Annotated in this window: 10 protein-coding genes and 2 tRNA genes; 6 read left to right on the forward strand and 6 right to left on the reverse strand. The window is 58.1% G+C overall.

What is annotated here, in order from left to right:
* Position 1: 1 nt before the first annotated feature.
* A complete protein-coding gene (locus tag ACJO5Y_RS00995; RefSeq protein WP_406984352.1) occupies positions 2-1,156 on the reverse strand; it encodes an MlaE family ABC transporter permease in 1,155 nt (384 codons plus the stop codon).
* 113 nt (positions 1,157-1,269) lie between these two features.
* On the opposite strand from ACJO5Y_RS00995, the gene ACJO5Y_RS01000 reads away from it, so the two are divergent.
* The 5 genes from ACJO5Y_RS01000 (at position 1,270) to ACJO5Y_RS01020 (ending at position 7,046) form a co-directional block, all read left to right on the forward strand.
* Positions 1,270-1,345 (forward strand) — tRNA-Gly (locus tag ACJO5Y_RS01000).
* A 68-nt stretch (positions 1,346-1,413) separates the two neighbouring features.
* A tRNA-Cys gene (locus ACJO5Y_RS01005) sits at positions 1,414-1,487 on the forward strand.
* A gap of 218 nt (positions 1,488-1,705) precedes the next feature.
* Complete coding sequence (gene betT, locus ACJO5Y_RS01010; protein ID WP_406984354.1) at positions 1,706-3,772, forward strand: choline BCCT transporter BetT; 2,067 nt, start codon at positions 1,706-1,708, stop codon at positions 3,770-3,772.
* Positions 3,773-3,790: 18 nt separating this feature from the next.
* Entirely contained in the window at positions 3,791-5,491 is a 1,701-nt protein-coding gene (betA, locus tag ACJO5Y_RS01015; RefSeq protein WP_406984356.1) for a choline dehydrogenase, read from the forward strand.
* Between the two features lie 67 nt (positions 5,492-5,558).
* A complete protein-coding gene (locus ACJO5Y_RS01020) occupies positions 5,559-7,046 on the forward strand; it encodes a M17 family metallopeptidase (protein ID WP_406984358.1) in 1,488 nt (495 codons plus the stop codon).
* 139 nt (positions 7,047-7,185) lie between these two features.
* Here the strand turns inward: ACJO5Y_RS01020 and ACJO5Y_RS01025 are convergent, their stop codons facing one another.
* The 5 genes from ACJO5Y_RS01025 to ACJO5Y_RS01045 all read right to left on the reverse strand — a co-directional run bounded on the left by ACJO5Y_RS01025 (position 7,186) and on the right by ACJO5Y_RS01045 (position 10,694).
* The gene (locus ACJO5Y_RS01025; protein WP_406984360.1) at positions 7,186-8,040 is read right to left on the reverse strand and encodes a PA4780 family RIO1-like protein kinase; all 855 of its coding nucleotides are present in this window, start codon (positions 8,038-8,040) and stop codon (positions 7,186-7,188) included.
* 100 nt (positions 8,041-8,140) lie between these two features.
* Positions 8,141-8,935, reverse strand: a complete 795-nt coding sequence (locus ACJO5Y_RS01030; protein ID WP_406984362.1) for an RES family NAD+ phosphorylase — start codon at positions 8,933-8,935, stop codon at positions 8,141-8,143.
* Entirely contained in the window at positions 8,932-9,297 is a 366-nt protein-coding gene (locus ACJO5Y_RS01035) for an antitoxin Xre/MbcA/ParS toxin-binding domain-containing protein (protein ID WP_406984364.1), read from the reverse strand. The genes ACJO5Y_RS01030 and ACJO5Y_RS01035 overlap by 4 nt, the downstream gene beginning before the upstream one ends.
* Positions 9,298-9,369: 72 nt before the next feature.
* Complete coding sequence (locus ACJO5Y_RS01040) at positions 9,370-10,026, reverse strand: transglutaminase-like cysteine peptidase (RefSeq protein ID WP_406984366.1); 657 nt, start codon at positions 10,024-10,026, stop codon at positions 9,370-9,372.
* Positions 10,027-10,034: 8 nt separating this feature from the next.
* Entirely contained in the window at positions 10,035-10,694 is a 660-nt protein-coding gene (locus ACJO5Y_RS01045; protein WP_406984368.1) for a type II secretion system protein N, read from the reverse strand.
* A 190-nt stretch (positions 10,695-10,884) separates the two neighbouring features.
* On the opposite strand from ACJO5Y_RS01045, the gene gspE reads away from it, so the two are divergent.
* On the forward strand, positions 10,885-12,393 hold the full coding sequence (gene gspE / locus ACJO5Y_RS01050) for a type II secretion system ATPase GspE (RefSeq protein ID WP_406984369.1): 1,509 nt from the start codon (positions 10,885-10,887) through the stop codon (positions 12,391-12,393).
* Position 12,394: the final 1 nt, after the last annotated feature.

The following is a 12,394-nucleotide window of genomic DNA, read 5'->3' on the forward strand; positions in this document are numbered from 1 at the left end:
CTCACCATCCCATTTCCATGAAGAATAGCGCAGCGATGGAATCCAGCAGAATCACCATGAAAATGGACTGCACCACGCTGGATGTGGTGTGTTCGCCCACCGACTGTGCGCTGCCACTGACCTTGAAGCCTTCCAGGCAGCCAATAACGGCGATCAGGAAGGCGAAGACCGGCGCCTTGCCGAGGCCAACCAGAAAGTGTTTGAGAGCAATGTCCTGCTCAACGATGGCGAGGAACTGGGTCGGGGAGATGTCCAGCACGAGGGCACACACTGCTGCTCCGCCGGCCATCCCCGATAGCATACCGACGAAGGTCAGCAACGGCAGGCTGATCATCATCGCCAGCACCCTGGGCAGCACCAGCAATTCAACGGGACTCAGCCCCAGGGTGCGGATGGCATCCAGTTCCTCGTTGACCTTCATGGCGCCGAGGTGGGCGGTAAAGGAGCTGGCGGTACGACCAGCGAGGAGGATAGCGGCCAGCAGTACGCCGAACTCCCGCAGGAACGAGAAAGCCACTAGGTTAACGGTATAGATGGTCGCGCCGAACGCTTCCAGCACCGTGGCGCCGAGGAACGCCACCACTGCCCCCACCAGGAATGTCAGCAGGGCAACAATGGGGAGTGCGTTCAGCCCGGTGTCCTGAATTGCCGCCACAAACGCGGTAACCCGCCAGCGTCGCGGGCGGGGAAGGTTGTATGCCAGTGCCGCCAGAGTCTCACCGATAAAGGCCAGCAGTAACCGGAGCAGGTCGTATAGCTCTTCAACGCGTTGCCCGAGGGTGGACAGCATTGCCACCACCGGGTTGTAGGCGGGAGGTTGCGGCTCGTTTCTGTCGCCCATTGCCCTGGCGACTGCGCGGAGCAGGGCGCGCCTTTCATCCGCAAGCCCCGGGGTGCTGTCCGCAAGACCGGCCAGTACCTTAGCGCCCAACAGTTCCGCCAGCAGGGCGGCGCCGGCGGTATCAACCCGGCCAAGGTTGGTGATATTGCCGCTGCAACCTTCAACTGACCCGGACGTTTGGAGCCGGGCAATCAAAGTCTTCAGTTCCGGGTAATGGCCAAGTACCCAGTCCCCCTGAATCGTCAGTTGGCTACCATCCGTCAGGATCTCGCCGGGAACAGAGCTGGCGGTCCGGGATGAGGGTGGTGGCGTCATAATGCTCCCCGATATTGTTCAATTATTGTTCATAAAAACCAGGCAAAACAAAAAGTTGAAAAAAGTGGTTGACGCAATCGGTCGAATCCGTAGAATACGCCCTCGTTGACCAAGCGGGAATAGCTCAGTTGGTAGAGCACAACCTTGCCAAGGTTGGGGTCGCGAGTTCGAATCTCGTTTCCCGCTCCAATTTAACACAGTCTCTCACAGCCCACCTGAGAGCATGAAAGTCCTTAAAACTCCTCGGACTTTTCCCCGGCGCGGTGGCAGAGTGGTTATGCAGCGGACTGCAACTCCGTGTACGCCGGTTCGATTCCGACCCGCGCCTCCATTTTTTCCTTATCTAAACCGCACCGGTCACGGTGAGTTCTGGTTGTCGCACGAGTGCAATGCTCTCGTCGCCTTGACGCCCTCCGTTTGTCTTTCTATACCAAAGTAATACCAATGACCGCCATTTCCAGCCAGTACTGACCTCAGAGTTTCGTGAGCGGTAGTGGCGTCGATTCTGGCAGGGGACCCTGCCGGATTCGTTTCTCCACGGAGGCACGTATGACGGACGAGGCTGAAGAGAGTAGCGGGGCTAATCGGGAAGATCGCCTGAATCCCATTGTGTTCTATGGTTCAGCGGCGGCCATTGTGGTGTTCGCGGTGTGGACCATTCTGTTTACCGAGTCGTCGAGCGCCGTTATTTATAGCGTGCTGGCCTGGATATCCGATAGCTTCGGCTGGTTCTATTTTATCTCTGTTGTGGCCTATCTGGTGTTTGTGATCGCTATTGGCTGCTCACGGTTCGGAAAGTTAAGGCTGGGCCCGGCTCATTCCAAACCGGATTTCAACGTGCTGACCTGGGCGGCCATGCTGTTCTCGGCCGGTATCGGGATTGATTTGCTGTTTTTCTGCATCGCGGAACCGGTTACTCAGTACCTTGCGCCTCCGGCCGGAGATCCGGAGACGGTGGCGGCTGCCAGGCACGCCATGGAAATCACCTTCCTGCATTGGGGGCTGTCCGGCTGGGGCGTGTACACCCTGGTGGGCATGGCGCTCGCTTTTTTCAGTTACCGGCACGGCCTGCCGCTTACCATCCGCTCAACCCTGTATCCAATATTCGGCAAACGCATAAAAGGCCCGATCGGCCACACCGTCGATGCGGCCGCGGTGCTGGGTACGGTGTTCGGTGTTGCCACCAGTCTCGGAATCGGGATCATTCAGCTGAACTTTGGTCTCAACTACATGTTTGGCGTATCAGAGAGCACGCTGACCCAAACTGTATTGGCTATTTTGATTGTTATTTTCTCGGCGATTTCGGCGTTTACCGGCGTGGACAGAGGTATCCGCCGTCTTTCCGAATTCAACATGGCACTGGCGCTGCTGCTGATGCTGTTCATTTTGTTCAGCGGCAAGACGATTTTTCTTTTGAATGCCTTGGTCATGAACGTGGGGGATTACCTCTCCAGCTTCATCACGATGTCTTTCAATACCTATGCCTTTGATCCACCCACAGACTGGTTGAACGCCTGGACGGTGTTTTTCTGGGCCTGGTGGATTGCCTGGGGGCCGTTCGTCGGTCTTTTTCTGGCGAGGATTTCACGGGGCAGAACCATCCGGCAGTTTGTGGCGGGCACACTGATGCTGCCGCTGGCCTTCATGATGGCCTGGATGTCCATCATGGGAAACAGCGCCATCGACCTCGTAATGAATGACAGCGGCGTGGTGGGGTTCGGCCAGGAGGCGATGGAGCATCCCGGTTCATCCATCTATCTTTTCCTGGAAAGTTTTCCCTGGGTGGGTCTTACCACCATCGTGGTGACCATTCTGGCGATTGTGTTCTTTGTGACCTCCGGTGACTCCGGCTCGCTGGTATTGTCCAATCTTACGTCAGTTCTCCGCGACCCCAACCACGATGCGCCGGGCTGGATGCGGGTGCTTTGGGCCGCCATTATCGGGGTGTTAACGGTGGCGTTGCTGATGGCCGGCGGGCTCAGCGCGTTGCAAGGTACGGTGGTGATCATGGGCTTGCCGTTTGCTTTCGTGCTGTTTCTGATGATGCTCGGTTTATTCAAGGCGTTGCAGCTCGAAGGATTGAAGGAGGACAGCCATCGCGGCAGCATGGCCGGGCATCTGTCGGGGCGGACCGACCCCGGCAAGAACGCTGCCCTGAACTGGCAGCAGCGCCTGACCCGCAGCGTGAGTTTCCCGACTCTGAATCAATCCCGTCGCTTCCTGGGAGACGTAGCAAAACCGGCGATGGAAGAGATCAAACAGGTCCTTTCACAGCAGGGATTCGCCGTGGACATTGAAGAAGGAGGGCAGGGCAATGAGCACATCGTCCTGCGCGTTAACCTGGGCGGCGAGCAGGATTTCAGCTACGGCATCTGGCCCGCCAGATGCAAGATGCCAGCATTTTCGATCCGCGCAACCCGATCCGATACTCATTATTACCGCCTGGAGGTTCACCTCACAGAGGGCGGTCAGGGTTATGACCTCTACGGGTACTCCCGCGAGCAGGTGATTGCGGACATTCTCGACCAGTATGAGCGTCACCTGTACTTCCTGCACACGCAACGCGAAATGCCGGGCGGCGATACCATTATGCCCGCGGGGAATGACGAAAACTGATTGGCGGGGAATGTTGCCATGGATAACTCGAAATCAGAGGACGTGTTCGACTACATCATAGTCGGGGCCGGCTCAGCGGGATCGGTGCTGGCGGATCGTCTGAGTGCAGATGGACAGCATCGGGTTCTGGTGCTGGAGTACGGCGGCAAAGATAACTCGGTATTCATTCAGATGCCGACGGCGTTTTCGATTCCGTTGAACAAGCCCAAGTTTGACTGGGAGTTGTATACCGAGGCGGAACCCGGGCTGAATGGCCGGAAAATTCACCAGGCTCGGGGCAAGGTCATTGGGGGGTCGTCATCCATCAACGGCATGGCCTATGTGCGAGGGTGTGCCGGAGATTACGAGGAGTGGGTTGAACAAGGCGCGAAAGGCTGGAGTTATGAAGAGGTGTTGCCGTATTTCCGGCGCGCCGAAGACTGCATTTACGGTTCCGATGACTACCGCGATACGGGAGGGCCACTCGGGGTATGTAACGGCAATAATATGAAGAATCCCCTATACCGCGCTTTTATTCAGGCCGGACGACAGGCCGGTTATGGCGAGACCAAGGACTACAACGGATATCGCCAGGAGGGGTTCTGCAGGATGGACATGACAGTGCGCGATGGCATACGTTGCTCCACGGCCAATGCGTACCTCAAGCCCGCACTGACGCGGCAGAATCTCGATCTCCGGATGCATGCGCTGACCACCAGGATATTGCTTGAGGGCAAGCGCGCGACGGGTGTTGAATACCGGCACGGCGGCCAGTTGATTACTGTGCAGGCGCGTCGTGAGGTGATCCTCAGCGCCAGTGCCTTCAACTCACCGAAACTGCTGATGTTGTCGGGCATAGGACCGGCCGACCATTTGCGGGAAATGGGGGTTGAGCCGGTCCACGATCTGCCGGGCGTGGGCCAGAACCTTCATGACCACCTGGAAGTCTGGATTCAACAGGCGTGTACTCAGAAAATCACGCTCAACAGCTGGCTGAATCCATTCGGGCAGGCTCTGATTGGCGCACGCTGGTTGTTCTTCAAAAGCGGTCTGGGCGCCACTAACCATTTTGAATCCAACGGCTACATCCGCAGTCGGGCCGGTCTCAAGTACCCCGACCTGCAGTTCCATTTTCTGGCCGGCGCCATTGCTTATGACGGCTCCAGCTCGGCCGAGGGGCATGGTTTCCAGGCGCACCTGGGTGCGAACAAACCGAAAAGCCGTGGTTGGGTCAGGTTGGCGTCCAGTGATCCCCAGGCGCCCCCGCGGATGTGCTTCAACTATCTGCAGGAGGAAGAAGACCGGCAGGCGTACAGGGCTGGTATACGGCTGACCCGGGAAATCTTCGCGCAACCGGCGTTTGATCCGTATCGAGGCGAGGAGCTGATGCCCGGTGACCAGGTGCAGACCGATGCCGAGATCGATGCCTGGGTCGCGGACAACGCTGAAACCGCCTATCACCCGTGCGGCAGTTGCCGGATGGGCTCGGACCCGATGGCGGTGGTCGACTCCGAATGCCGGGTTCATGGCATTGAAGCCCTGCGGGTGGTGGATTCGTCGATCATGCCGACGGTGACCAACGGCAACATCAACGCACCGACCATCATGATCGGCGAGAAGGCGGCGGATCACATTCTTGAACGCCAATTACTGGCACCGTCGGCTGCGCCGGTATTCTCTCCGGATGACTGGGCGGATCGCCAAAGAGAAGGCTCGCCAGAACGTTCGGGCCCGGATTAAACCGGGTAGATACAAACGGACTATACTGAAGGACTGCCAGTTAGCCTAACCGGGGAGTGCACCACTCATGAAGCCCGACTTTTCCGGATTGTCCCAATTGCTGCTCCAGAAAGAGCAATCGATACCCGCTGCATGGCATTTCGAGCCCGGCGCCGGCGTCGTGCTGCTGGTGTCCGACGGTAATCGGGAAGCCATAGCGAACACGCCCTGGGGTGATTTCCTGCAAGAACGCCTTTCGGCTTATCCGCAAACCGCCAATCCGGTGTTTCTCTCCAGCACTAGTGGTCAACGTACCGCGCTGGCCTTCGTGCCTGACGACCTCGATGGATTCAAAGCGCTGAGTCAGGCACGCAAAGTGCTCGGTCCTTTGATTGCGGAGCGCCTGGAGCAGATCAATGTCATCTCCCTTCTGGGTGATGTCATGGCCGCGAATGCCATGGCCGAGGCCCTTGTGGCGGCCGCCCACGCTGCGCTGTTCCAATTGCCCAAAATCACCGACGAACCGGCGGAAGCGATGGACCTCAAGGCAATCAGCTTTTTCGGGGATTTTGACAACGCCGACTTTCGCTACGCCGAAGCGACCGCCGAGGGCAACAATCTGGCGCGCTGGCTAACCCATTTACCGGGCAACTACCTGACCCCGGGTATCTATCGCGATTTCGCCGAGTCACTCGCCAGCCAGGAAGGCTGGAAAACCGAGTTCTATGACCGCGACGAACTGGAAGAACTCGGTGCCGGCGCCTTTCTGTCCGTGGTTGAAGCCAGCCCGAACAGAGACGCAGGCATACTTCACCTGGAGTACCGGCCCCCGGGGGCCGCAGGCAAACCGCTTGCACTGGTGGGCAAAGGAATCTGCTTTGATACGGGTGGCAGCAACCTCAAGGTAGGCGGCAGCATGCTGGGCATGCATGGCGATATGCAAGGCAGCGCCGTAGCACTTGGCACCCTGCTCGCCGTGACCCGGCTGAAATTCGATCAGCCGGTGGATTGCTGGCTGGCGCTGGCGGAGAACCATATCGGCTCACGGGCGGTTAAATGCAATGATGTGGTAACCGCGCTGAACGGAACGACGATCGAGCTGATTAATACCGATGCTGAGGGCCGTATGGTGCTCTCGGATACATTGGCCCTGGTCTCCCGGGGAAAACCCCGTGCCATCCTTGATTATGCCACCTTGACCGGGGCGGTCGTGGCAGCCCTGGGCCAACGAATGGCCGGCGCCATCACCAATCGTCGGCACTGGGTTGAACCCATCATCCAGGCTGGAGAACGGTGTGGGGAACGGGTCTGGCCGTTCCCGTATGAAGACGATTACGACGAAGACCTGAAATCAAAGGCTGCCGACACCCTGCAATGCCGGACGGAAGGGGCGGGTGATCACATCTATGCGGCGCGCTTGCTTGGGCGCTTTGTGGACAAAGACATTGGCTGGGTTCACGTGGATATGGCCTCGACCGGCACCCACAAAGGTGGACTGGGTCACATACCAACAGACCTTCAGGGCTTTGGTGTACGCTTTGGGGTGGAATGGCTTAAAACGGCAGCAAGCGAGTGACTTGATCGCGTGGCCATCCAGCAACCGCAGCGAGAGCACCTGCAGGGACCAGATGCTTCGAATACCTGTTGGGTAAGTATTGGCTTGTTTACCCATAGGTTTACTGGTGGTGCATCCCCTGTGGTCCTTACCGAGCGGTTCAATCGTCGTCTTCCATGAGCATTCTTTCCTTCCGCTCCATCTCCTCCAGCTTCGCGGCATCGATTACTGCCATGAGTTCATCGACATCCGCGCTGTGGGCGTCATGCTCGAAGCAGCCGGTCAGCTTGCTGTCAGAGCTTAGTTCGCCACTTTCATAGAGCGCCCAGATCTCCTGGCCGTAATCCGTTGCCAGCAGGTCTGGTGTGTATTTGCCAAAGTGGCGGCGCATGTTGTCGACATCCCGCAGTAGCATGCGCTGGGCACTGTTATTGCCTGCGGCGTTGACGGCCTGGGGCAGGTCAATGATCACCGGGCCCTGGGCATCCACCAGCACATTGAACTCGGACAGGTCGCCATGGATAAGGCCAGCGGCGAGCATGCGGACGATCTCCGCCAGGACCCGGTCGTGGTAAAGTCGGGCCAGATCCGGGGTAAGCGTGACGTCATCGAGCCGTGGCGCGGCTTTGCCGTCTTCATCGGCAATCATTTCCATTAACAGCACACCATCCACAAATCCCAGAGGCTGGGGCACCCGGACGCCGGCTGCTTCCAGCCGGTACAAGGCATCGACCTCAGCATTGAGCCAGGCATCTTCCTGCTCTTTCTGGCCGTAGCGTGTTTTCTTGCTCATGGCTCTGGCACGTCGGCTGTTCCGTACTTTGCGGCCTTCCTGGTATTCCACGGCTTGCTTGAAGCTACGCTTCTGAGCTTCCTTGAACACCTTGGCGCAGCGCAGATCGTCGCCGCAGCGCACCACATAAACCTGTGCTTCCTTGCCGCTCATCAGCTGGTACATCACTTCGTCCACCATGCCGTCGTCGACAAGGGGCTGTAATCTCTTCGGTACTTTCATAAAGCCTTTCTGGTTAACCGTAAGTTGATCTGGCACAAGGCGTCATATATACCACGTTTGACTCGCCGATACTGTCGCAAAGAGAGGGTGGGTCAGGTTCTTAACTCGCCGGGCACGGTAACCTGCCATCCACCAGAAATGTTTCCCGGCTGAACGCTGAAGCCGTTTTCTTTCCATCCTCGTTGGTCAGGCTCATGGTCACGGTGCTCGGGTCTGCCATCATGATCAGGCGATAGCGACTTCTCGGCTTCCTGTCTTTCAGCGCCCGCGGGGAAAACAGGGCGGCGTTTACCCCTTCCATGCCATTTGATGGCGAATAGGGCAATCGATAGAGATCAGCTTGCCGGGCCCGTGCCGAAAGGAACTGAAACCCTTCGATTCCGGATTCCCTCATTGCCGTCCCCAGTTGTTGGCAGGCGTCATAACGGGCGGGATGGGTGAGATCTTCGTGGAGATCTGCCCAGGCGTTGTCCTGTAAGCGAATCCCGCGGCTGGTGCGCATCCTTGTGGCGAACAGGGTGTGCAGGGTTTTTAGTGGCCTGGGGTAGGGCGACACCATGTCGTTGATAAAAACGAAACGGTAGAACGCCGCTTCCGCCAGTGCTGTATTGACCGTCATGGCGCCGTAGAAAAGGCTTTTTTCGAAGGGGCGGCCGTAGCGGGAGCCATATTTAAGGGGAGGATAGCGGAAGGGCGTGGCCAGCAGGTAGTGAAGGTCTTCAGTGCCTTCGGGCCGTGGCGGCTTGCTGCGCTCAAGCAGCGCTTCGAGCCGCATCTGCTCTTCGATGTTATCCACCAGTTCGGTGGTGGCAATTTCCTCCTGGGATTCCACGACCCGGTAGATGGTGCCCTGAACCACCGTGGCGTCAGATTCGATGCGATTCCGAAGATTCAAATCTTGCCCCGCATGGCGTCAAGATAGTAAAGCACACGTACCAGTCCTTCGGCGCTACGAATCATGTCCCTGGGAACATCGGAGAAGTAACGGTTCTCCGTGTTGAGCCAGTGCTGCATGGCGGCCTCATCACCTCCCACCAGAGCGTACACGCTGCGATACAGGCGAATGAACAGCAAGGCGAGTTCGCCGGCCTTGCTGGATGGGTCGACTCCGTCCCGGGCCAGGCCGGTGCGATTGCGCCCCACGATTTCAGCCAGATCCGCCTGCGTCAGCCCCATGGCTTTGCCGGCATTAACCAGGGCCTTGCCCAGCAGCGCGCGGTCACTGGTTTGCTGTTTGAGGTCGGAAACGGTGGTCATGTGCAGTCTCCGTTATTGATGTCTGTTTTTCACATTATAGTCGATATGAGTGAAAAATACACAAACAAAAAATTACCGGAGGGCCTCAATCAACCGCTTGTTCACATCCTGCCAATGTTCAAGCTTGCCGGCTTCGCCAATGCGTTTTTGCCTGCCTCCGGACCGGTTAAGCCACAAGCCCTCGCCGTTGAAACTGTAGACCGGTTCCAGGTCATTTCTCTGGGAGGCGGGTCTGATCTCATTGATGAGGTTGTCCAGGATCAGAGGATCGGCGTCCGGTTCCGGATACCAGGCGAGGACCATGTGGGCCTGGTTCAGTTCCAGCGCCTTGACGTAGACAATCCTGAGTTCCTCGTCGGGAACGCCCATGGATTTGAGGGTCAGGTACTTGGCGATCGAGAAGTCCTCGCAGTCACCGCCATTGGTGGTCAGCAGTTCCACCGGGGTTGCCCAGTAGTCTTCCTCCCCCCAATGTTCCATGTCGGTAACAAAGCGGGCCCGGTTAAAGAATGAATTCACCAGGGCCAGCTGCCGCTGCCTTGGGGCATTTTTAGCCACTTGATGGAGGTTCTGCCAGCTTTCCAGTCGGCCGCGGGCTTCCTGCCCGAACTCTTCCTGGACGTAGCTTAGCAGGCGGTCGCCAAGCTCGAAGGCGGCCACTGCGGTGACCAGTAATAATACGGGAAACAGGAAGCTGCGGCGGCGAAACGTCCGGGCTGCCGTTTCCATGGTCGGACTCAGTTGTTGTTGTTCCGCAGGCGTTCGCGGAGTTGTTCGAGTCGCCGACGGATTTCCTCTCTGCGCTGTTCATCGGCGGCGGGGGAGGACGTGTTGCTCGCCGGTGATGCGCTGGGGGCTTCTTCCTGCGCCTGTGGTTCGGCAGCGTCGGACTCATCTGCGGCGAACTCCAGTCCGGTGCGGTCTTCAGATTCGGGAAAGTACAGGTTCTCCAGTTTTCCGCTACGCTCAATAATGACCCGGTTGGCGTGAACCGAGCGTAGTTTGGCATTGCCGGGCAGCTCGTCACCGATCAGGTAGGCTTCCGTCTGGCTTTTATCGTCTTCGATCAGGGCGCTGCCGGGGAATTCTCCGTCTGCTGCCAGGACCCCGCGTAAAAATAGCCGCAGGTTGGTTTCAGGCAGGTTTTCGGTGTCAATTTGCTGGCCACCCGCAGATTCTCCGGCGATGCCGAAAAGGTCAAGAGAGGCCAGTTCCACCTCTGGGGTGGTCTGTTCCCCGGAATCTGCTTCCCTATCGGCGGCCGCCCGCTGTTGCTGGCTGTCGCGCTGGGATTCCTGCTGCCAGAAGCGGTAGGCCTGCCAGGACGTCAGGGCGATCATCGCGACGACAGCGGCAGCGGCCAAGAGCACGGGTAACCGGGTGTTGTTCAAAGGCATTGGATGTCCCGATAGTGAATTTACGACCCTGGAAAAAGATCACAGGTTATCAGACTGCAAAGGTTAAATGGCAGTATAGTGTATAGAGTTATTCAGCGGGTCCATATCCTATGGTAGCCTTTCTGAATCAATTGAATAAAAAGGGTTTCCGGATACTTCATCCGCGCCTGGCAACAAAACGGGGACGACCTTGAATACAGACCACGAACTTCAGCCGCAGGATGCTCCGCTGGGCCGTCTTCCTTTCGCGTTCGCCAAACGCAACGGCGTGATACTGACCCGCGAGGAAGATGGTGAGCCGGTTATTCTTGTGCGTCCCGGAGCCAGCCATTCGGCCCTGGCCGAGGCCAACCGTATCAGTGGTGGCCGCGCCCGGTTCTCCACCATTGATCCCGATCGCTTTGATGCGGCCCTGAATGCGGCCTACCAGAACGACTCCGCCGAGGCCATGCAGATGGTGGAAGGCATCGGCGATGATATGGATCTCGCTTCCCTGGCGGACTCCGTGCCCGAGACGGAAGACCTGCTGGAGCAGGAGGACGACGCACCGATCATCCGTCTGATTAACGCCATCCTGACCGAAGCGGTCAAGACCAACGCCTCGGACGTGCACATCGAAACCTATGAAAAGCGCCTGGTGGTCCGTTTCCGTGTGGATGGCGTGCTGCGGGAAGTGGTTCAGCCGAAACGCGCACTGGCGCCTTTGCTGGTTTCCCGTATCAAGGTCATGGCGAAGCTGGATATCGCCGAGAAGCGTGTGCCCCAGGACGGTCGGATTGCGTTGCGGGTTGCCGGGCGGGAGGTGGATATCCGGGTATCCACCATGCCGTCCTCCAGCGGGGAGCGCGTAGTGCTTCGTCTGCTGGACAAGCAGGCAGGCAATATCCGCCTGGAATCCCTCGGCATGGCCGGGCGGGATCTCAAGGTCCTTCGCCGACTAATTTATCGCCCTTACGGGATCTTGCTGGTGACCGGTCCCACCGGTTCTGGTAAATCCACAACCTTGTATGCGTCGCTACAGGAGATCAACGACCGCAGCCGCAATATCCTGACGGTCGAGGACCCCATTGAGTACAACCTGCCGGGTATCGGCCAGACCCAGGTGAACACCAAGGTCGATATGACCTTCGCCCGGGGACTGCGGGCGATTCTGCGCCAGGACCCGGATGTGGTCATGATCGGTGAGATTCGCGACCTGGAAACCGCTGAGATTGCCGTTCAGGCGAGTCTCACCGGCCACCTGGTACTCTCTACGCTGCACACCAACACCGCTGTGGGCGCCATTACCCGCCTGATGGATATGGGCATCGAGCCGTTCCTCATTTCATCCAGCCTGGTGGGTATCGTGGCCCAGCGTCTGGTCAGGGTGCTTTGCAAAGAGTGTTGTGAACCCTATACGCCGAGCGAAGAGCATTGCGAATTCCTGCAACAGGATCCGGCTAACCCTCCAACCATCTACCGTGCAAAGGGTTGTGATCACTGCAATCAATTGGGCTATCGCGGCCGAATCGGTATTTACGAAGTGGTTGAGATCACCGACGAAATCAGCGCTCTCATCCATAAACGGGCAGGGGAGCTGGATCTGGAGCACGAGGCCCGCTTGTCCGGCCCCAGTATCCACGCAGACGGTGTTCTCAAGATTCTTGAAGGCGTCACAACCGTTGAAGAGGTCCTTCGCGTGACCCACCGGAGCCAGTAAC

This window comes from Marinobacter alkalisoli, from assembly GCF_045449855.1.
Lineage (GTDB): Bacteria > Pseudomonadota > Gammaproteobacteria > Pseudomonadales > Oleiphilaceae > Marinobacter.